Source organism: Micromonospora sp. WMMD956 (genome assembly GCF_029626125.1).
Classification (GTDB): domain Bacteria; phylum Actinomycetota; class Actinomycetes; order Mycobacteriales; family Micromonosporaceae; genus Micromonospora; species Micromonospora carbonacea.
In genome coordinates this window covers 1,995,768-2,014,971 of the sequence record NZ_JARUBI010000005.1, presented here as the reverse complement: position 1 = coordinate 2,014,971, position 19,204 = coordinate 1,995,768, and the positions used below count along the sequence as shown (strand labels likewise).

At 73.0% G+C, this 19,204-nt stretch carries 21 protein-coding genes; 9 read left to right on the top strand and 12 right to left on the bottom strand.

Going from position 1 to position 19,204, the window contains the following annotated elements; genetic code table 11:
* Positions 1-43 precede the first annotated feature (43 nt).
* Positions 44-670 carry a DUF47 family protein gene (locus O7628_RS09320; protein ID WP_043965192.1) on the top strand — a complete coding sequence of 209 codons (627 nt, stop codon included), beginning with the start codon at positions 44-46 and terminating at the stop codon, positions 668-670.
* A 4-nt stretch (positions 671-674) separates the two neighbouring features.
* Positions 675-1,682, top strand: coding sequence for an inorganic phosphate transporter (locus O7628_RS09315; protein WP_074472375.1), 1,008 nt, complete (start codon positions 675-677; stop codon positions 1,680-1,682).
* 117 nt (positions 1,683-1,799) lie between these two features.
* On the opposite strand, the gene O7628_RS09310 is transcribed toward O7628_RS09315, so the two are convergent.
* Positions 1,800-2,768, bottom strand: coding sequence for a Gfo/Idh/MocA family oxidoreductase (locus tag O7628_RS09310; protein WP_278129650.1), 969 nt, complete (start codon positions 2,766-2,768; stop codon positions 1,800-1,802).
* Positions 2,769-2,849: 81 nt separating this feature from the next.
* On the opposite strand from O7628_RS09310, the gene O7628_RS09305 reads away from it, so the two are divergent.
* Complete coding sequence (locus O7628_RS09305) at positions 2,850-3,683, top strand: NUDIX domain-containing protein (protein ID WP_278129648.1); 834 nt, start codon at positions 2,850-2,852, stop codon at positions 3,681-3,683.
* A gap of 103 nt (positions 3,684-3,786) precedes the next feature.
* Here the strand turns inward: O7628_RS09305 and pstB are convergent, their stop codons facing one another.
* The 7 genes from pstB to O7628_RS09270 form a co-directional block, all read right to left on the bottom strand.
* The gene (gene pstB / locus O7628_RS09300; RefSeq protein WP_074472378.1) at positions 3,787-4,563 is read right to left on the bottom strand and encodes a phosphate ABC transporter ATP-binding protein PstB; all 777 of its coding nucleotides are present in this window, start codon (positions 4,561-4,563) and stop codon (positions 3,787-3,789) included.
* A gap of 20 nt (positions 4,564-4,583) precedes the next feature.
* Positions 4,584-5,672: a phosphate ABC transporter permease PstA gene (gene pstA, locus O7628_RS09295; RefSeq protein ID WP_278129645.1), complete on the bottom strand. Its 1,089-nt coding sequence runs from the start codon at positions 5,670-5,672 to the stop codon at positions 4,584-4,586.
* The gene (gene pstC / locus O7628_RS09290; RefSeq protein WP_074472380.1) at positions 5,669-6,760 is read right to left on the bottom strand and encodes a phosphate ABC transporter permease subunit PstC; all 1,092 of its coding nucleotides are present in this window, start codon (positions 6,758-6,760) and stop codon (positions 5,669-5,671) included. The genes pstA and pstC overlap by 4 nt, the downstream gene beginning before the upstream one ends.
* Before the next feature lie 46 nt (positions 6,761-6,806).
* The gene (pstS, locus tag O7628_RS09285; RefSeq protein WP_278129643.1) at positions 6,807-7,913 is read right to left on the bottom strand and encodes a phosphate ABC transporter substrate-binding protein PstS; all 1,107 of its coding nucleotides are present in this window, start codon (positions 7,911-7,913) and stop codon (positions 6,807-6,809) included.
* 311 nt (positions 7,914-8,224) lie between these two features.
* Positions 8,225-9,148: a mycothiol synthase gene (gene mshD / locus O7628_RS09280; RefSeq protein ID WP_278129642.1), complete on the bottom strand. Its 924-nt coding sequence runs from the start codon at positions 9,146-9,148 to the stop codon at positions 8,225-8,227.
* A 102-nt stretch (positions 9,149-9,250) separates the two neighbouring features.
* Positions 9,251-10,144: a polysaccharide deacetylase family protein gene (locus tag O7628_RS09275; RefSeq protein WP_278136263.1), complete on the bottom strand. Its 894-nt coding sequence runs from the start codon at positions 10,142-10,144 to the stop codon at positions 9,251-9,253.
* Positions 10,145-10,388: 244 nt separating this feature from the next.
* Positions 10,389-11,102, bottom strand: a complete 714-nt coding sequence (locus O7628_RS09270) for a response regulator transcription factor (RefSeq protein WP_043965210.1) — start codon at positions 11,100-11,102, stop codon at positions 10,389-10,391.
* Positions 11,103-11,354: 252 nt separating this feature from the next.
* On the opposite strand from O7628_RS09270, the gene O7628_RS09265 reads away from it, so the two are divergent.
* The 5 genes from O7628_RS09265 (at position 11,355) to O7628_RS09250 (ending at position 14,926) form a co-directional block, all read left to right on the top strand.
* Positions 11,355-12,407 (top strand): hypothetical protein, encoded by a 1,053-nt coding sequence (locus O7628_RS09265; RefSeq protein ID WP_278129640.1) that lies wholly within the window; start codon positions 11,355-11,357, stop codon positions 12,405-12,407.
* Between the two features lie 145 nt (positions 12,408-12,552).
* A complete protein-coding gene (locus O7628_RS09260; RefSeq protein WP_178066552.1) occupies positions 12,553-13,341 on the top strand; it encodes a DUF2993 domain-containing protein in 789 nt (262 codons plus the stop codon).
* 117 nt (positions 13,342-13,458) lie between these two features.
* Entirely contained in the window at positions 13,459-13,536 is a 78-nt protein-coding gene (locus O7628_RS32675; protein ID WP_311202345.1) for an Ms5788A family Cys-rich leader peptide, read from the top strand.
* A gap of 205 nt (positions 13,537-13,741) precedes the next feature.
* Positions 13,742-14,590: a sulfurtransferase gene (locus O7628_RS09255; RefSeq protein ID WP_043965215.1), complete on the top strand. Its 849-nt coding sequence runs from the start codon at positions 13,742-13,744 to the stop codon at positions 14,588-14,590.
* Between the two features lie 3 nt (positions 14,591-14,593).
* A complete protein-coding gene (locus tag O7628_RS09250; protein WP_278129636.1) occupies positions 14,594-14,926 on the top strand; it encodes a DUF1416 domain-containing protein in 333 nt (110 codons plus the stop codon).
* Between the two features lie 21 nt (positions 14,927-14,947).
* Here the strand turns inward: O7628_RS09250 and O7628_RS09245 are convergent, their stop codons facing one another.
* The 4 genes from O7628_RS09245 to O7628_RS09230 form a co-directional block, all read right to left on the bottom strand.
* Positions 14,948-15,529: a leucine zipper domain-containing protein gene (locus O7628_RS09245; protein ID WP_278129634.1), complete on the bottom strand. Its 582-nt coding sequence runs from the start codon at positions 15,527-15,529 to the stop codon at positions 14,948-14,950.
* Between the two features lie 389 nt (positions 15,530-15,918).
* A complete protein-coding gene (locus tag O7628_RS09240) occupies positions 15,919-16,521 on the bottom strand; it encodes a DinB family protein (protein ID WP_278129632.1) in 603 nt (200 codons plus the stop codon).
* 254 nt (positions 16,522-16,775) lie between these two features.
* Positions 16,776-16,916, bottom strand: coding sequence for a hypothetical protein (locus O7628_RS09235; RefSeq protein WP_178066549.1), 141 nt, complete (start codon positions 16,914-16,916; stop codon positions 16,776-16,778).
* Positions 16,917-16,927: 11 nt separating this feature from the next.
* Positions 16,928-18,133 carry a glycosyltransferase gene (locus O7628_RS09230; RefSeq protein WP_074472816.1) on the bottom strand — a complete coding sequence of 402 codons (1,206 nt, stop codon included), beginning with the start codon at positions 18,131-18,133 and terminating at the stop codon, positions 16,928-16,930.
* A 214-nt stretch (positions 18,134-18,347) separates the two neighbouring features.
* Between O7628_RS09230 and O7628_RS09225 the strand changes: the two genes are divergently transcribed.
* Positions 18,348-19,202 (top strand): hypothetical protein, encoded by an 855-nt coding sequence (locus O7628_RS09225; protein WP_278129628.1) that lies wholly within the window; start codon positions 18,348-18,350, stop codon positions 19,200-19,202.
* Positions 19,203-19,204: the final 2 nt, after the last annotated feature.

The following is a 19,204-nucleotide window of genomic DNA, read 5'->3' as shown; positions in this document are numbered from 1 at the left end:
GGGGCGTCCGCCACCCTTCCACCGACACGACGAGGTCCAGGCTGTGAAGTTTTCCTTCCGCCCCACCGAGGGCGCCTTCTACGAGCTCTTCACCAGGGCCGCGCAGAACCTGGTGCGGGGCACCGAGCTGCTCAACGAGCTGGCCCTGCCGGGCGTGGACGTGCAGTCGGTGAGCGAGCGGCTGACCGAGGTCGAGCACGACAGCGACCAGATCACCCACGACCTCTACAAGAAGATCAACTCCACCTTCATCACCCCGTTCGACCGGGAGGACATCTACCGGCTGGGGTCGCTGCTCGACGACGTGATGGACCACCTGGAGGCCGTGGGCAACCTGCTCTACCTCTACGGGCTGACCAAGCTGCCGGCGCTCCCGCGCGAGCTGCACGAGCTGGTCAACGTGCTGGACCAGCAGGCGAAGCTGACCGCCGAGGCGATGCCCCGGCTCAAGTCGATGAAGGACCTCGAGGACTACTGGATCGAGTGCAACCGGCTGGAGAACGACGGCGACCAGGCGTACCGGATGCTGCTGGTCCGCCTCTTCTCCGGCGAGTACGACGCGCTCACGGTGCTCAAGATGAAGGAGGTCGCCGACGAGCTGGAGGCCGCCTGCGACGCCTTCGAGCACGTGGCCAACACCGTCGAGACCATCGCGGTCAAGGAGTCCTGATCCTGTGAGTCCCGAACTCATCGCCGTGCTGGCGGTGATCGCGGTGGCCCTGGCGTTCGACTACACCAACGGCTTCCACGACGCCGCCAACGCGATCGCGACCAGCGTCTCCACCCGCGCCCTGACACCCCGGGTCGCGCTCGCCCTCGCGGCCGTCGGCAACTTCGTCGGCGCACACTTCGGCGCCGGGGTCGCCAAGACCGTCGGCGACAACCTCGTCACCCTGCCCACCGGCATCGCGAGCCTGGGGGTCGTCTTCGCCGGGGTGCTCGGCGCGATCGCCTGGAACCTGATCACCTGGTACTTCGGCCTGCCGTCGTCGTCCTCGCACGCGCTGTTCGGCGGCCTGGTCGGGGCGACCCTGCTGGCCACCGGCGGCGTCGTGCAGTGGATCAACATCGGCGAGAAGGTGCTGCTGCCGATGGTGCTCTCGCCGATCGTCGGCCTGACGCTGGGCTACCTGCTGATGCTGGCGATCCTGTGGCTGTTCCGCAACGGGCAGCCGGGCAAGCTGAACCGGGGCTTCCGCTGGGCGCAGACCGCGTCGGCGGCGGCCATGTCCGTCGGCCACGGCATGCAGGACGCCGCGAAGACCATGGGCATCGTGGTCCTCGCCCTCTACACGGGCGGCTTCCAGGACGACAAGACCCACATCCCCGGCTGGGTGTTCTGGACGTCGGCGGCGATGCTGGCGGCCGGCACGTACGCCGGTGGCTGGCGGATCATCCGGACCCTCGGCCGTAAGATCATCGACCTGGGCCCGCCGGAGGGCTTCGCCGCCGAGACGGTGGCCAGCTCGGTGCTCTACTTCAACGCGCTGGTGCTCCACGCGCCGATCTCCACCACCCACACGATCACCTCGGCGATCATGGGCGTGGGGGCGACCAAACGGCTCTCCGCGGTGCGCTGGAACGTCGCCGGCAACATCGTGGTCGCCTGGATCATCACGTTCCCGGCGGCAGCGCTGATCGCCTGCGTCACCTACCTGCTGGTCCGCCCCCTCTTCGGCTGACGACCGCCCGCCGCGCGCGACGTCCGGCGGTCTCACCGCCCGGCGCGCACCGGCCCGGCGGTTAGGAAGGGCCCCCTGTACAACAGAAGGCGTTAACAGGGGGCCCTTCCTTGCATCTCACTTGTAGTGGACGCCGATCTGCTCGCGGATCGCGTCCAGCAGGCCCATCACCTCGAGCGTGGTGGCGTGCGGCACCAGCGGGCTCTCCGTCAGCCCCGCCGCGAGGCAGCGCTGCACCTCGATCGCCTCGTACTGGTAGCCGCCGCCGGTCAGGTCGGCCGGGATCGTCTCCGGCTCCGCGCCGGCCCGGTGCAGCGTCGCCGACGGCGGCCGGAAGAACGGCGCGGGCAGGTCGATGCGGCCGGTGGTGCCGGTGATCGAGGCGACCATCGGGCTCGCCCCGATCATGCCGCAGCTCAGCGTCGCCACGGCCCCCGAGTCGTAGCCGAAGACGATGCCGGTGTTCTCGTCGACCCCCTCCGGGCCGATCTTCGCCCACGACCGCACGTGCTGCGGGACGCCGAGCAGCAGGTGGGCCAGGCTGACCGGGTAGACGCCTAGGTCGAGCAGCGCGCCCCCGCCCAGCGCGCGGGCCCGCATCCGGCTCTCCGGCGCGAACGGCCCGGCCACCCCGAAGTCGGCCTGCACGCCGGTGACCTGCCCGATCGCCCCCTCGGCGAGCAGCTCCACCACCCGCAGGACCAGCGGGTTCGTGCGCATCCACATGGCCTCCATGAGGAAGACCCCCCGGGCGCGGGCCGCCTCGACCAGCTCGGTGCTGTCGGCCAGGTCGAGGGTGAACGGCTTCTCCACCAGCACCGCCCGGCCCGCCGTCAGGCAGGTCATCGTCGCCTCGTGGTGCGCCGAGTGCGGGGTCGCCACGTAGATCGCGTCCACCTCGTCGTCGGCGGCCAGCTCCGCCCAGGACCCGTACGCCCGCCGTGCGCCGTGCCGGTCGGCGAACGCCCGCGCCGACTCCGCCGTGCGCGAGCCGACCGCGACCAGCTCGGCCCCCGGCACGTGCCGCAGGTCCTCGGCGAAGTGGGCGGCGATGTTTCCGGTGGCCAGAATCCCCCAACGTGTCATGCGACCACGCTAGCCGGGCGGGAGCGGACCCCCCGCCGCCGCCGGACCGGCGGACCCACCCTGCGGGACTACGCTCGCGGCATGACGATCGACAGCCACGGTTTCCCCGCCCCGCCGGCCCTGGTCGCGCACGCCCGGCGGTTCCGCGCCGAGGGCGGCATGCCCGCGCGGCCCCGGGTCGCGGCCACCGTGCTGCTGCTGCGCCCGGCCGGCGACGACTTCGAGGTGTACGTCATCCGTCGCGCCGCCGCGATGGCCTTCGGCGGCGTGTACGCGTTCCCCGGCGGCGGCGTGGACCCGTCCGACTCGGCGGCGCACCTCGACTGGGCGGGGCCCGAGCCGGCGGGCTGGGCCGGGCGGCTGGGTGTCGCGCCGGACGCCGCGCAGGCGGTCGTGTGCGCCGCGGCCCGCGAGGTCTTCGAGGAGTCCGGGGTGCTGCTGGCCGGGCCGGACCCGTCGACCGTGGTGGGCGACGTCAGCGGGGACGACTGGGAGTCCGCCCGGCAGGACCTGGAGGCCCGTCGCCGGGGCTTCGCCGACCTGCTCGCCGGGCGGGGGCTGACCCTCCGCTCGGACCTGCTGCTGCCGTGGAGCCGGTGGATCACCCCGGAGTTCGAGCCGCGCCGCTTCGACACGTACTTCTTCGTGGCCCTGCTGCCGGCCGGGCAGCGGACCCGGGACGTCTCCGGCGAGGCCGACCACACCATGTGGGTACGCCCGGCGGACGCCCTGGCCCGCGCGGAGGCCGGCGAGCTGACCATGCTGCCGCCGACCCTGGTGACGCTGGCCGAGGTGGCCGCCGCCGGTGACCTGGCCGGGGTGGCCCGGGCGTCGGCCAACCGCGACGCGGCGACGCCGATCACCCCGCGCCTGGAGCTGCCGGCCGACGGCGAGCCCCGCTTCGTGCTCGGCTGAGCGCCCTCGCCCTGCCTGCCCGCCCGCCCGGCGGCCCGCCGGGTTAGGAAGGGCCCCTTGTGCAACAGAATGCGTTAACAGGGGGCCCTTCCTTGCATGCGGCTCAGCCGAAGCGGCCCGTGATGTAGTCCTCGGTCTTCTTCTGGCTCGGGTTGCTGAAGATCTTCTGGGTGTTGTCGTACTCGATGAGGCGGCCCGGGTCGCCGGTCTTCTCGATCGAGAAGAAGGCCGTGCGGTCGGAGACGCGGGCGGCCTGCTGCATGTTGTGCGTGACGATGATGATGGTGAACTTGTCCTTGAGCTGGAACATCAGGTCCTCGATCGCCAGCGTGGAGATCGGGTCCAGCGCCGAACAGGGCTCGTCCATCAGCACCACCTGCGGCTCGACGGCGATCGTGCGGGCGATGCAGAGCCGCTGCTGCTGGCCGCCGGACAGGCCCGCGCCCGGCTTGCCGAGGCGGTCCTTCACCTCGTTCCACAGGTTCGCCGCGCGCAGCGAGTTCTCGGCCGCCTCGTCCAGGATCGACTTCTTGCGCACCCCGTTGAGCCGCAGCCCGGCCACCACGTTCTCGTAGATGCTCATGGTGGGGAACGGGTTGGGCCGCTGGAAGACCATGCCGATCATGCGGCGTACGGCGGTGACGTCCACGTCGCGGTCGTAGATGTTCTGCCCGTCGATGGTGAGGTCGCCCTCGACGCGGGCGCCCGGCAGCACCTCGTGCATCCGGTTGATCGACCGCAGGAACGTCGACTTGCCGCAGCCGGACGGCCCGATGAGGGCGGTCACGGTCTTCGGCTCGACGGTCAGGTTGATGTTCTCGATCGCCTTGAAGCCGCCGTAGTAGGCGGTGACGTTGGTGGCGTCGACGCGCTTGGCCATGGTGGTGGTACCTCCGGGATTCATCGGCCGAGCCGGTTCCGGCGAGCCAGCAGCTTCGCCGCGATCGTCAGGATCAGCACGAGGGCGACCAGGGTCAGCGCCGCCGTCCACGCGCGGGCCGGGGCGTACTTCGACGCGTCGCCCGCCTGCTGGTAGACGAACAGGGCCAGCGACGACTGGTTGTTCTCGAACGGGTTGAAGTTGATCGCCGCGCCGCCGCCGGCCACGAGCAGCACCGGCGCGGTCTCGCCGGCCGCCCGCGCGATGGCGAGCATGACGCCGGTGACGATGCCGGGCAGCGCGGTCGGGAGCACGACCCGCAGGATGGTCTTCCATTTCGGCACGCCGAGGGCGTACGCCCCCTCGCGCAGCGGCGCGGGGACGAGCCGCAGCATCTCCTCGGTGGAGCGGACGACGGTGGGCAGCATCAGCACGCTCAGCGCCAGCGCGGCGGCGAAGCCGGAGAAGCCCGGCCGACCGTCGTTGAACACCGGCGAGACGACCAGCACCCAGAAGGCCAGCACGAAGAGGCCGGAGACGATGGACGGGATGCCGGTCATCACGTCGACGAAGAACCGGATCGCGAAGGCGAACCGGCCCCGGCCGTACTCGACGATGTAGATCGCGCAGAGGATGCCGAGCGGGACGGTGATCAGCGCGGCGATGCCGACCTGCTCCAGCGTCCCGACGATCGCGTGGTACGCGCCGCCGTTGGCGTCCCGGGCCCCGATGTTGTTCATCGAGGTGCCGAAGAAGTTGCCGTCGAGGCGCTCGACGCCCTTGCTGACCAGCGTCCACACCACGGACGCCAGGGGCAGCACGGCCAGCACGAACGCCGAGTGGATCAGCGCGCTCCAGGTGCGGTTGCGGGCCGAGCGCCGCCCCTCGACGGCGTGCGCGGCGGCGAAGAGGCCGGCCAGGTAGAGCAGCGCGGCGACGGCCACGACGAGCACCGGGCCGCCGATGCCGGCGCCGTACACGACGGCGGCGGCGACCGCGACGGCCCCGACGGCGATGGCCGGCGGGGCGTACTTCGGCAGCCGCTTCGCCCGGAGGCTGGCCGGCTGGGCCGGCGGCCGGGTGCGGTGGTTGGCGACGGTGGTGGTCATGCGGCCGACTCCGTGAACTCCCGGCGGCGGTAGATGATCGCCCGCGCCGTGATGTTGACGATCAGCGTGATGGTGAACAGCACCAGGCCGGAGGCGATGAGGGCGCCCCGCCCGGTGTCGTTCGCCTCGCCGAACGCGTTGGCGATGTTGGCGGCGATGGTGTTGCCGCCGTTCTCGATCAGGTTGAACGAGATGCCGAAGGTGATGCCGAGGGTCATCGCCAGCGCGATGGTCTCGCCGAGCGCGCGGCCGAGGCCGAGCATCACGGCGGCGATGATGCCGGGGCGGCCGTACGGGAGGACGGCGGTGCGGATCATCTCCCACCGGGTCGCGCCGAGCGCGAGGGCCGCCTCCTCGTTGGCGGTCGGGGTCTGGAGGAACACCTCGCGGGAGAGCGAGGTGACGATCGGCAGCACCATGATCGCCAGCACCAGCGCGCCGAGCATGATCGACTTACCGAACGGGCCGTCGCCGCCGAAGATCGGGATCCAGCCGAAGTAGGTGTTCAGCCAGACCGAGAAGTCCCGCACCGGGTTGACGAAGATGTCCCGCCCCCAGAGCCCGAAGACCACGCTCGGCACGGCGGCCAGCAGGTCGATGAGGAAGCCCAGCGCGGTGCCGAGCCGGCGCGGCGCGTAGTGGGACAGGTAGAGCGCGATGCCCAGCGCCACCGGCACCGCGATCAGCAGCGCCAGCGCGGAGCTGAGCACCGTGCCGAAGGCGAGCGTGCCGATGCCGAACTTCGGGGCGGTGTCGTTGGGCGACCAGCCCTCGTACGTCCAGAAGTTCGCGGTGTTGGCGCGCAGGGCCGGCACCGCCTTGGCGATCAGGAAGACCGCGATGGCGGCGATGATCACCAGGACGGCGGCGCCGGCGGCCAGGGTCAGGCCGCGGAAGGCGCGTTCCGCGCCGAAGGCCCGCGCCCGGGGCAGGCCACCGCCGCCGCCGAGGCCGCCCCCGCCGGGGGTACGGGTGCTGACTGGTGCCTCGGCCACACGCGCCGAGGCACCGGCGGGTCGCCCGTGGCCCGAGGCCACGCGGATCCCGCCGGTGCCGGCGTCGGCCGAGCGGGGAGGGGTTTCACCCATCTGCTCGCTCGCTTCGAGTTGAGGGAGGTGGTGGTGTCGGTCGCGGTCAGGAGAGGTTCTTGACCGCGGCCTCGACCTTGGTGCGGACCGAGTCCGGCAGCGGGGCGTAGCCCAGCTCGGTCAGCTCGGTCTGGCCCTGGGCGCTGGCGGCGTGGCCCAGGAGGCCCTTGACCAGCGGCAGCTTGTCGGCGGCGATGCCCTTGCTGCAGACGATCTCGTAGGTCACCAGGACGATCGGGTACGCCCCGGCCTCCTTGGTGGCGTAGTCGACCGACATCTTCAGGTCGTCGCCCTGGCCCTCGATCTTGGCCCCGGCGATGGTCTTGCCCGCGTTCTCGGCGGTCAGCTCGGCGAACTCGCCCGCCCCGTTACCGATCTTGGCCATCTTCAGGCCGGCGTTCTCGGCGAAGGACCACTCCATGTAGCCGATCGAGCCGTCGGCGCCCTTGACGGAGCTGGCCACGCCGTCGGAGCCCTTCGCGCCGGTGCCGCCCGGGGCCTTCCACGCCTTGGCGTTCTCGAAGGTCCAGTCCGCGGCCGAGGTCTTGGCGAGGAACTTGGTGAAGTTGTCGGTGGTGCCGGACTCGTCGGAGCGGTGCACCGTCTGGATGGTGGTCGACGGCAGCTTGGCGTCCGGGTTGTCGGCCTTGATCGCCGGGTCGTCCCACTTGGTGACCTTGCCCGCGAAGATCTTCGCGAGGGTGGCCGGCTTGAGCTGGAGGTTGTCCACGCCGCTGACGTTGTAGGCGACGGCGACCGGGCCGATCACCATCGGCAGGTGGATGGCCTGGCCGCCGGTGCACTTGGCGTCGGCCTGCGGCTGCTCCTCGGGCTTGAGCGCCGAGTCGGAGCCGGCGAAGTCGGCGGTGCCGGCGATGAACGCCTGGATGCCCGCGCCCGAGCCGGACGGCTCGTAGTTGATCGTGCTGCCGGCGCACTTCTGCTGGTAAGCCTTGATCCACTCGGCCATGGCGTTCTTCTGGGCCGACGAGCCCTGCGCGTTCAGGGTGCCGGTGGCGCAGTCGGCCGCGGCGGCCGAACCGGACGCGGAGGCGCCGCTGGCGGGCTCGTTGTTGTCCGAGCCGCATGCACTGAGACCGAGCACCGCAGTAAGAGCGAGGCAGGCGATAGTGCCGTGCCGCTGGAGCTTCACCTGAGGGGTTTCCCTTCACGTCTGGACGGGCCGTTCCCGGCTGGGTGGCCCGGGGGAGGGCCGGCGTGACCCGGCTGAACTGAAAGTTAGGAGGGCCAGGTAGCCGGATCGCCGGTCGCAAGTGAACGAGGAGTGAACAGGTGCGGCCGGGCGGGTTGCCGCAGGCTGAGGAAGGGTTGTCCATTTCGTGAACTCGCGGCCGACTATCGCTATTAATGCGATATATCCGGGCAGCTGTTATCGCGCCGAGGCCGTGCCGTGACGCCTCCGTGACGCGACGGATTGCCGGTGTGGGTGCCGGGGCGGGGCCGTCAGCCGAGGTGGTAGTTGACGTGCGCGGACCAGCGGGCGAAGCCGGCCCGCTCGTAGAGGGCGACCGCACCGGCGTTCGACTCGTCCACGTAGAGCATCACCCGGTCCAGCCCCCGCCGACGCAGGTACGCCAGCCCGGCCGAGGTGAGCGCCCGGCCGAGCCCGCCGCCGTGCGCGGCCGGGTCGACCCCGAGCACGTAGACCTCGCCGATGCCGGCCGCGCCCGGCCGGGTGTGCACCTTCGTCCAGTGGAAGCCGAGCAGCCGGCCGGTGTCCGTGGCGACGGCGAGCAGGAAGCCGGCCGGGTCGAACCACGGCTCGGCGAGGCGTACCCGCAGGTCGTCCGCCGTCCAGCGGCCCTGCTCCGGGTGGCTGGCGAAGGCCCGGGCGTTGAGCGCGAGCCAGTCCGCGTCGTCCTGCCCCGGCACGAACGCGCGCAGCGCCACCCCGTCGGGCAGGCGCGGCTCGGGCGGCGGGTCGGCCAGCGGCCGGCGCAGTTGCCAGAGGACCCGGGCCCGGGTGAGGCCGAGGTCGACGCCGAGCGCGGCGGCGGACGGGTGGTCGCCGTGCGCCCAGGCGCGTACCGGCCCGGTGGCGGCCGCGAGGGCCTCCCGGGCCAGCGCCCGGCCGGTGCCCCGCCGCCGGTGCGCGGGGTGCACGGCCAGCTCCACGCCGACGCCGCCGGCCGGGTCGGTGGTGTCCAGGTGCGCGTACCCGGTCAGGGCGCCGCCGGGCGCACGGGCCGTGAGGTGCACCGCCGGGGCGTGCGGGTCGCGCAGCCGCAGCAGCGTGTGCTCGTCGAACGGGTCGGCCCCGTCGGCGTCGCCCGCCGCGCGGGCCAGGGCCAGCACCTCGGCCACCTCGCCCGGGGTCAGCAGGTCGGCCCGGGTCACCCGGTCGGTCGTCGGCTCGGCGCTGCTCATCCGACCAACGGTAGCGGGACCGCCGCCCGGGCGGGGCCGTTGGCCCGGGCGCCGCTGGACGGGGGCCGACGCCAGGTGATGCCCGGCCCGGGCGGCCCCGGCTCAGGCGCTGCCGGTGGGCAGGGCCTCCAGCCGGAACCGGGCCGCCAGGTCCGGCAGGAGGCTGCGCAGCGCGTCCACCGTGCCCTGCCGGTTGCCGCCCGCGTCGTGCAGCAGCACGATCGAGCCCGGCTGCGCCTCGGCGGAGACGTCGCGGACGATCCGGGTCGCCCCCGGGGCCCGCCAGTCCGACGGGTCGACGGTCCAGTGCAGGGGGATCAGCCCCAGCTCCTCGGCCACCGACACCACCGGGTAGGTCCACGCCCCGCCCGGCTGGCGGTAGTAGGCGATCTCGGCGTCGGGCACGGCGGCCCGGATCGCCGCGTTGGTGCGCAGCAGGTCGGCCCGGATGACGTCGGTCGACCGCTTGCCGAGCAGCTCGTCGTGGTGCCAGGAGTGGTTGCACAGGGTGTGGCCGTCGGCCACGATCGCCTGGATCAGGTCGGGGTGGCGCTGCGCGTTCTCGCCGACCACACAGAAGGTGGCCTTGACGCCGTGCTCCCGCAGCAACGCCAGGACCTGCGGTGTGTACTGCGGGTCCGGCCCGTCGTCGAAGGTCAGCGCCACCTGCGCCGACCCGGTGGTGACCCGGGCGCCGAACAGGCCGTCGCCCCCGGTCTCCGGCGGCTGGGCGGTCCCGCCGTCCTGGCCGTCCTGGCCGGATTCGGTGGGCGCGCCGGGTCCGTCGGTGGCGGAGGGCGGCGCCCCGCCCCGGCCGGGGTCACCCTGCGCCGGCTGGTCGGCGAAGCTCGGGTCGTCCGCGCTCGCGCTGACCCCGGTGGTCTGCCGGGCCGGGCCGGGCACCATGCTGCGGCCCAGCGCGTACGCGGAGCCGAGCAGGGAGACCACCACCAGGGTGGCGAGCGCCACGAACCGCCCGGTCGCGTCGACGCGCATCAGTGGTCGCCGCCGCTCGGTCGCGGGGGTCGGCCCCTCGTCGCCCCCGTGGTCATCGCACGCACCGTCGCCCCTTTCCTCGGCCACTTCGCCAGTCAGGATAAAACTGGCTAGTGGAGCAAAAGGGGCAAACCGGAAACTCGGCGACGTCGACCGTCCCCGGCGGATCAGCCGGAACGGGGCGGATCAGCCGGGGACAGGGGGACGGACCGTCGGTGCCGGGCCGGGCGGGGACCGGGGCCGGTCAGACCGGGATCGGGGCGTGCTCCGACTCGGGCAGCGACCGCGACGGCGGCACGACGAACTTGTAGCCGACCTGGCGCACGGTGCCGATCATCGACTCGTACTCCGAGCCGAGCTTCGCCCGCAGCCGCCGCACGTGCACGTCCACGGTGCGGGTGCCGCCGAAGTAGTCGTAGCCCCAGACCTCGCGCAGCAGCTGGTCCCGGGTGAAGACCCGACCCGGGTGCTGGGCCAGGAACTTCAACAGTTCGAACTCCTTGTACGTCAGGTCGAGCGGCCGGCCCTTGAGCTTCGCGGCGTACGTGTCGGGGTCGATGCTCAGCTCGCCGGCCCGGATCGAGCCGCCCGCACCGGACGTGGCGTTGCTCAACCGGCCGACCGCCAGCCGCAGCCGCGCCTCCACCTCGGCCGGACCGGCGCTGGCGAGGATGACGTCGTCGACGCCCCAGTCCGCGTTCAGCGCGATCAGCCCGGCCTCGGTGACCACCGCGACCAGCGGCACCCCGAGCCCGGTGGCGTGCAGCATCCGACAGGTGGCCCGGGCTTCGCTCAGCTCCGAGCGCGCGTCCACGAGGACGGCGTCGGGGCTTGGACCGGCAACCAGCGTGCGGACGTCGCGGGGCGCGGTGCGCACCGAGTGTGGCAGCAGGTCGAGCGCCGGCAGCACCACCGATGGTTCACCTGCGCGCGCGGTCACCAGCAGCAGGATCTCCACACGATCACCTCCGTCCCGGCGGCCCTCACGGCCGCGCGCGACCAGCGGCACCCTGAGGCGGGGTGCGCTGAGAACTTGCGTGGGTCCCGGCGTCGCTGACGGGCGGGTAACGGCTTGAGCGTAACCGATCGCTCCGTCCGTGCCTCCAGGTCGTTTCCCGTTTGTCGGCCTTGCCCACGAACGCGCCACAGGTTTTAACGTCACGGAAACCGTGGCCACCGATCCGACACCCCGGTCTGGCACGATCAGGGCGTGTTTCCCTCGACCTCCTCCGAGGCCGGCCGGGACCCGTGGGCCGACGACGGCCACCCTGGGCCGGCCGGTCGTGCGCACCCACCGGTCCCGCGCACCGGCCCGGACGTCGACGACGACGCCCCTCCGGCACGCCGCGGGCGGCCCCGTCGGCTGCGCCGGGGCGGCGAGCCCGCCCGGCGGCCCGACGACGAGGCCGTCGAGGAGCTGGAAGAGGAGGAGATCGAGCCGGTCGAGGTGCGCCGGCCGCTCGCCCTGACCGTCGCCGGGTTCGCCGCGCTGCTCGGCGTCGGCCTGGTGCTCGGCGCGCAGACCGCCGGGCCCGGGCACCGGCTGCCCTTCGCGCTCATCATCTTCGGCGTACAACTGATCTTCGTGCTGGCCTGGACGATGGCCATGCGCCCGCCCGCGTTGCTGCTGGTGGCGGTCACCAGCGCCGTGGTGGCCGCCGCCGCCGACGTCGCCGCCGTGCGGTCCGACGTCGCCGGCCTCGCCCCGCTGGGCTACCTGGCCGCCGGAGGCTTCCTGCTCGGCGTGCTCGGGCAGCTGGTCCGCCGGGTCGACCGGGTCCGGGTCACCGACTCGCTCGGCACCACGCTGCTGATCGTGGTGGGCGTGGTCGCGTTCGCCACGCTGATCGTGCTCAGCCGGATCCCGGCGGGCACCCAGGCGATCACCGTCTGCCTCACCGCCACCGGCGTCGCGCTGACCGTGGCCCGGATCACCGACGCGGTGCTGCCCTGGCCCCGGCTCGCCCCGCAGGTGCCCCGGGGAGCGGCCGGCGTCGTGATCGGCGCGATGGTCGGCACCCTCGCCAGCGCCGTCCTCGGCAGCTTCCTGGTCAGCTTCACCCCGACCAGCGGAGCGGTGATCGGCCTGGTCACCGCCGCCACCGCCGTGCTCGCCGACCTCGCCGTCGGATACGCGGAGGCGGGGCGGCTGATGGCCGGCGAGCCGCCGACGATGTGGGTCGCCCGGCACATGCAGGGCCCGCTCGGCGGCTTCGCCCTGGCCGCCCCGGCGGCGTACGCCATGTGCGTGCTGTTCCTCTGACCGCCCCTGCGGCGGGCCGAGGGTCGGCCGAACGGGCCGTGCGGCGCGACGGACGGTTGGCGCTTTCCCGCTTCGGGTACTCTCCGGGGCGCCGCTCGGGCGGCACCGGTGCCAGGGGCGCGCCGGCACGACAGAAGGAGGCGGCGTGGCGACGGCCCACCCGGCGTACGAGGAACGTCCCCGGCGACGCGGGCGCAAGGTGCTCATCACGCTGGTGGTCCTGCTGCTGATCCTGGGCGGGCTGCTGGTGGCCGCCGACCGGGTGGCCGCCGGGGTGGCCGAGCGGGCCATCACCGACCAGGTCAGCCAGCAGATCACCAAGCAGGGCGCCCAGTCCTCGCCGCCCGAGGTCGAGGTCGGCGGCTTCCCGTTCCTCACCCAGGTGCTCGACGGCAGGTACGAACGGATCTCCATCCGGCTGCGCGACGTGCGGGGCTCGGTGAACGGCGACGCGGTCGCCCTGCCCGAGCTGGACGTCGACGCCCGCAACGTGCGGGCCTCCCTGGAGACCCTGCGCACCCAGCAGGGCGACGTGGTCGCCGAGACCGTCGACGGGACCGGCACCATCACGTACGAGAGCCTGGCCGCGCTCCTCGACCGGCCCGGCCTGACCCTCGGCCAGCGCGACGGCCGGCTCGCCGTCACCGCCCCCGTCGACATCCTCGGGCAGAAGCTGACGCTCACCGGGACCGCCGACGTGACCGTCGGCAAGGAGGGCGCGATCTCGCTGCGCTTCAACGACGTCGACGCCGAGGGGCTGCCGAACATCCCGCTGGCCCGCACCCTGCTGAGCAACTACGCCAAGGACATCTCGATCGACGTCCCCCTGCCCGACCTGCCGTTCCAGCTCGCGGTGCGCGAGGTCAGGCCGCTGCCGCAGGGCCTGGCGGTGACCGCCGCCGCCAAGGACGTCCCGATCAACTCGGCCGGCTGACCGCCCGCGCCCGTCCGCACGGTGAGCGCCCGTCCGGCGACTGTCCGTCGGGACGGGCGTCCCGGATGCTGGTCGGGGCGGTGGCGTTCCCCGGGATGGCTGGTAGTGTCCCTGCTCATGGGGACGCTCCTCACCAAACGGCGCGCGGTCGACCTGTGCCGCGTGGCCACCTGCCTGTGTCGCCCCGTCATCTGACGGCGGGGCTGTCCTCGGCCGCCTGACGGCGGCCACCGGCCACAGGGTCTGCGTACCCTCCCGGTTCTTCCCCCTGAACGCCCGGCAGCGGCGCCGTCGCACGAACCCGTGATCCCGTCCTTTCTCTGGGTCCCGCGCGTGGTGCGACAGCTACAGACTTCGTCCTCGCGCAGGCTCACCATCCACCTCACCAGGGAGTGATCTGATGAGTCGCGACACCGCACTCGTCTCGGCCGAGTGGGCCGAGAAGAACATCGACGCCCCGGGCGTCGTCTTCGTCGAGGTCGACGAAGACACCTCGGCCTACGACACCGGCCACATCGCCGGCGCGATCAAGCTCGACTGGCGCACCGACCTCCAGGACCCGGTCCGCCGGGACTTCGTCAACAAGTCCCAGTTCGAGGCGCTGCTCTCCGAGCGCGGCATCTCCAACGACGACGTCGTCGTCCTCTACGGCGGCAACAACAACTGGTTCGCCGCGTACGCGTACTGGTACTTCAAGCTCTACGGCCACCGCGACGTCAAGCTGCTCGACGGCGGCCGCAAGAAGTGGGAGCTGGACGCCCGCCCGCTGGTGACCGACGCGGTGACCCGCCCGGCCACCCAGTACGTCGCGCAGGAGCCGGACACCTCGATCCGCGCCTTCCGCGACGAGGTCGTCGCCGCGATCGGCACCAAGAACCTGGTCGACGTGCGCAGCCCCGACGAGTTCGCCGGCCGGCTGCTCGCCCCCGCCCACCTCCCGCAGGAGCAGGCGCAGCGCGCCGGTCACATCCCCACCGCGATCAGCGTGCCGTGGTCCAAGGCGGCGAACGAGGACGGCACCTTCAAGTCCGACGACGAGCTGCGCAAGATCTACGCCGCGGCCGGGCTGGACGACAGCAAGGAGACCATCGCCTACTGCCGGATCGGCGAGCGCTCCTCGCACACCTGGTTCGTGCTCCAGGAGCTGCTCGGCCACGCCAACGTGAAGAACTACGACGGATCCTGGACCGAGTACGGCTCGCTGGTCGGCGTGCCGGTCGCGCTCGGCGACGAGCCCGGGGAGGCCTGAGCCATGACTGCTCCCACCGCTCCTACCGCTGCCGGGTGCGCCGCGCCCGACCAGGCCGCCCCGCTGCCGGCGAGCCTGGACCTGGAGAAGGAGACCGTCATCACCGGCGCCGTCCGGTCCGAGGCGGGCGACACCGTCGCGGGCGCGTACGTCCGGCTGCTCGACTCGACCGGTGAGTTCACCGCCGAGGTGGTCACCTCCCCGGCCGGCCAGTTCCGGTTCTTCGCCGCCCCGGGCACCTGGACGCTGCGGGCGCTGTCCCGGCACGGCAACGGCGAAACCGCCGTGACCGCCGCGCGCGGCATCAACGAGGTAACGGTCACCGTAGCGCCCTGAGGTGCAAGGAAGGGCCCCCTGTTAACGCTTTCTGTATAGGAAGGGTCCCCTCCTAACATCTCGGCATCGCATGCGCATCGGCTCGGGCCGGTCGCCCCGCACCAGGGGTGGCCGGCCCGAGCCGTGCCGCGAGGCAGACGCCGTGGCGGGGGTGCCGTCGGCGAGCTGGACGTTCGTGGCGTCGATCTGGTAGCAGCCACGGGGCCGGGCGTAGGCGAACCTGCGAAACGAGCTGCGCGGCCGTTTCGCTGGGTTCCGTTCGAGCAGGTCATGCCGGGCCAGGACCCGGTTGATCGTCGACCTGGAGGGCGCCCGCCACGCCGGGCCGGTAGCGGCGTGCACCTCGATCAGGGCGTCGCGGATGACATCGGCCCCGTTGTCCGGGCCGAGTTCGGCGCGTAGTTTGCAGATCCAGGCGTCCAGGTCCGGCGGCGTCACCCGTGGACAGGTGTGCGGCCGCCGGGACCGCTCATGCCATTCGCCCTCGTCCCGGATCCGCGCCTGATGCCGGTACACGGTACGGACGGACACGCCATGCTCACGCGCGAACTCGGCCACGTTGATCCGCACCCCCGCAGCCAGCTGGGCATCGAGCAGGTTCATGACATGCCGCCGAGAAGCCATGCCAGGCACCATGTACCAGCCCGCCCAAGATCCCTACCAACTGACACATGTATCGGGACTTCAACACTGACAGATCTCATGGGACTGAACAGCCCTCAGAGGGGCCACAAACTTCCGAGTTCTCCTGTTCCCGCGCCGCCAGGCGCAGCCGGGGCGGGCGGGGCGAGACTGGGCGGGGTAGGGGCGGGCATGATCGTGCTCGATCAGGGATCGAGTGGCCTCCCTCCGGGGCGATACCACTCTTTCCCTGATCGAGCGCGATCTCGTTGCCTGGTCGGGCGCGATCTTGGACCCCGGCCGGGTGCGCCCGAACGGACGCCCCGAACGGACGCCCCGAACGGACGCCCCGAGCGGGCGGCGAAGGGCGCTTACCCGTCCGACGCCTGTTCGGCGGCCCGCTGCACCCGGGCGCGGTGCTCCGCCCATCGGCTCGCCTCGGCGTACGGCAGGTTGTCGATGTCCCGCAGCAGCCCTGCGGTGCCGTCGATCGTTTCCCGGACGATGTCCGCGTGCCCGGCGTGCCGGTGGCTCTCGGCAGTCACGTGCACCAGGATGCGGTGCAAGGTCAGCTCATTGCGACCGGCCGGCCACCAGGGCACGGTGCCGATCGCGTCGAGCGGCAGGGCCTCGATCGTCGCGTCGGCGTGTGCCCAGGCCCGGCGGTAGAGCGCGACGATCTGCGCGCGGGGCTCGTCGGCGGTCGCCCACATGTCGGCATTAGGGTCCGCGTTGGGGTCGGTGTCGGAGTCGAGCCAGGGCATCGGCTCGTCGTACGGGCGGCCGAAGGTCGGCCCGAAGTAGCCGAACTCGACGCCGGCCAGGTGCTTGACCAGCCCCAGCAGGTTGGTGCCGGTCGGGGTCACGGGCCGGCGGATGTCGTACTCCGAGAGCCCGTCGAGCTTCCACAGCAGGGCCTCGCGGGCGTCACGCAGGTACTGGTGCAGGTCGGCCTTGGCATCGGGTGGCGTCATCCGCACACCCTCCCACCCGCCTCCCCACCCCACCCACATCCCCACCCCCACCCACCTCCCCACCCCCACCCGCGTCCCTGCCACCCCCGTCACCCCCGCCTGCGCCGATCTTGCACTTTGGGCCCCAACTTTGTCCCTTTTGCTGCTTATGCGGGGGCCGAAACTGCAAGATCGCGGGGAGCGGGAGAGCGGGGGAGCGGGGGAGCGGGGGAGGGGAGGCGGGGAGGGGAGTCGGGGTGGGGGGCGGGGAGGGGTCAGTTGCCTCGGCGGCGGAGCTTGGCGCCCCACTGGGCCACCGTCACCAGCAGCGCGCCGACGCCGAGGGCGAGTGCGCCGATCAGGCCGACGGCCGCCGTGGAGGCGCCCGTCACCGGCAGATCCTGGCTCGCGGACATGTTCACCTCCCTCACGCGTCCGTGGCGGCGGGGACGGCGAGGCGGGTGGGGGAGGCCCACACGCACCGGTCCACCGTTGGCTGGCGGATGGCCTTGACCAGGGCGTGCACCAGGATCACCCGGTACAGCAGGTCGGCCAGCACGATCGTCGGCAGGAACAGCAGCAGGCGGGGGCGGCGCAGCCGCCAGGCGGCGAGCGCGACCCAGAGCCCCTGGCCGGCGAGCAGGAGCAGCAGGCCCGTGCCGAGGCCGGGTCCGGCGGTGGCGAGCAGCCACAGCGTGAGCGGCGCGCCGAGCACGTAGAGCAGCCAGTGCGCCATGAGCAGCACGTACGCGTAGTCGAAGCGGGTGTTCCGGCGGCCGACGGAGTGCCCGATGATGCCCTGGAAGGTGCCCCACAGCCAGCGCAGGTTCTGCTTGTACCAGTCCCGGCCGTTCGTCGGGTCCTGTAGCAGCGCGGTGGCGCGGGGGGCGTACACGACGCGGCCCAGGCCCCGGCGGTGCGTCTCCAGCACCCAGTACGTGTCGTCGACGATGTACGGCGGCTGCTGCGGCAGCAGCACGTCGAGCAGCTCCGTGCGGTAGATCGAGTTCGAGCCGGAGATGCAGTTCATGACGTTGAAGTGGCTCTGGATGCGGCGTACGACGGCCTGGTAGTTCCAGTAGCTGTAGGCGCGCTTGGCCAGCCACGGGTTCCACCGCCGCTCCGGCGGCCACCAGGTGACGTTGTGCCCGACGACGATCGCCACCCGGTCGGTGAGGTGCGCCAGCGCGGCGGTGACGAAGTCGGGCGCGACCAGCACGTCGTCGTCGAGGATGGCGACGGCCCGGTACGCCGTGCCGAGCCCGAACCGGACGTACCCGGCGTGCAGGGCGGCGGGCTTGCCGACGTTCTCCGTGAGCTCCAGCACCTCGGCGCCGGCCTCGGCGGCCTCCCGCGCGGTGGCGTCGGTGGAGGCGTCGGAGACCACGTAGACCCGGGCGCCGGTGGCGCGGGCGGCCCGCACCGCCCCGGCGATCGTCGCCGCCCCGTTCCGGCAGGCGATCATGATGGCCACCTCGTCGGGGGCGACCGGCCGGTACCGGGGGAACTCGGGGCGCTCGCCGTGCCGGGTGACCCGCTCGGGGCGGAGGAAGCCGTAGCCGAACGCGGCCACGAGGAGGAACAGAACGATCCCACCGAGAGTAATCGTGGAGATCAGGAAAGCTTCCCGCATGAGGCCCATTTCGCAGGTGAGAGGGTATGCGAAGGCCGCTCACGTTGCGGCGCTGCGGTAACGCTACGTGTTCTTCCGGCGGTCGCCAAATGCCGGCCCGGGTTCTGGCCGTTCGGCCGACCCGCCGGCCCCGCCCGGTGGAGTCGCCGCCGGTCAGGGGCACGATGCGCCGCGCGCCGACCGGGCGTTCGGCCCCGCGTGACACGATGAGCGGGTGAGTGGTGCTGCCCCCGCCGGATACGCCCCGCCGACCGGTCCCGGCGGAAACGGAGAGCCGACGCCGCCGGCCCGCCGGTCCCGTTGGCTGCTCGTGGCGACCGTGGCCTGGGCGGTGCTGCTCGGCGTGCTCACCTGGGTCTCGGTCCGCGACGACGGGCCGACGGTCCGCGAGCAGCGCAGCCTGGCCCAGGCCGGGCCGGTGGTCGACCGCGCGGTGGGCGAGCTGGTCGCGGCGGCCGGCGACCGGGCCGTCGCGCTCACGCCGGCCCGGACGGAGCCCGGCTGCCGGGTGACCCCCCTGCTCGACGGCGCGACCCTGGAGCGCGGCGTGGAGATCCTCGATCCCGCCGCCGACCCGCGCGCGGTGCTCACCGAGCTCGCCGACCGGCTGCCGACCGGCTGGGAGGCCGGGGTCCGGGTGACCGGCGACGGCCCCCGCCTGCGGGCCGACGCGGGGGAGTTCGTGCTGGTCGAGGGCCGCCCGGCCGGCGACGGCCGGCTCCGGCTGACCGTCCGCACCGGGTGCCGGCCCGTCGGCGACGGCTACCGCCCGCCGTCCGCGCAGGGCGGCCCGGAGGCCGACGCGCTCGCCGCCGCCCGGCGGGCGCTGTCCGCCCCCGCCGGCCCGGCCCCCGAGCTGCTCGCCGCGCCGTGCCCCGGCGGCGACCGCCAGGCCCGCACCGCCCGCGTCACCCTCGACCCCGTCCCGGCCGCGCCGGCCACCGCGCTCGCCCCGGCCGCCGGCCGCGCGGTCCTGTTCGACACCCCCGAGGGGTACGCCTACCGTGCCGGCGGGGTCACGGTGGCCCTGACCGGCGGCGACCTCAGCGCCACCACGTCCTGCCGCTGAGC

Excerpts from the sequence above, each read along its gene's own strand:
- O7628_RS09310 (WP_278129650.1), bottom strand. The coding sequence starts at position 2,768 with ATGACACGTTGGGGGATTCTGGCCACCGGAAACATCGCCGCCCACTTC.
- O7628_RS09305 (WP_278129648.1), top strand. The coding sequence starts at position 2,850 with ATGACGATCGACAGCCACGGTTTCCCCGCCCCGCCGGCCCTGGTCGCG.
- pstB (WP_074472378.1), bottom strand. The coding sequence starts at position 4,563 with ATGGCCAAGCGCGTCGACGCCACCAACGTCACCGCCTACTACGGCGGC.
- pstA (WP_278129645.1), bottom strand. The coding sequence starts at position 5,672 with ATGACCACCACCGTCGCCAACCACCGCACCCGGCCGCCGGCCCAGCCG.
- pstC (WP_074472380.1), bottom strand. The coding sequence starts at position 6,760 with ATGGGTGAAACCCCTCCCCGCTCGGCCGACGCCGGCACCGGCGGGATC.
- mshD (WP_278129642.1), bottom strand. The coding sequence starts at position 9,148 with ATGAGCAGCGCCGAGCCGACGACCGACCGGGTGACCCGGGCCGACCTG.
- O7628_RS09275 (WP_278136263.1), bottom strand. The coding sequence starts at position 10,144 with ATGCGCGTCGACGCGACCGGGCGGTTCGTGGCGCTCGCCACCCTGGTG.
- O7628_RS32675 (WP_311202345.1), top strand. The coding sequence starts at position 13,459 with ATGGGGACGCTCCTCACCAAACGGCGCGCGGTCGACCTGTGCCGCGTG.
- O7628_RS09255 (WP_043965215.1), top strand. The coding sequence starts at position 13,742 with ATGAGTCGCGACACCGCACTCGTCTCGGCCGAGTGGGCCGAGAAGAAC.
- O7628_RS09250 (WP_278129636.1), top strand. The coding sequence starts at position 14,594 with ATGACTGCTCCCACCGCTCCTACCGCTGCCGGGTGCGCCGCGCCCGAC.
- O7628_RS09245 (WP_278129634.1), bottom strand. The coding sequence starts at position 15,529 with ATGAACCTGCTCGATGCCCAGCTGGCTGCGGGGGTGCGGATCAACGTG.
- O7628_RS09240 (WP_278129632.1), bottom strand. The coding sequence starts at position 16,521 with ATGACGCCACCCGATGCCAAGGCCGACCTGCACCAGTACCTGCGTGAC.
- O7628_RS09235 (WP_178066549.1), bottom strand. The coding sequence starts at position 16,916 with ATGTCCGCGAGCCAGGATCTGCCGGTGACGGGCGCCTCCACGGCGGCC.
- O7628_RS09230 (WP_074472816.1), bottom strand. The coding sequence starts at position 18,133 with ATGCGGGAAGCTTTCCTGATCTCCACGATTACTCTCGGTGGGATCGTT.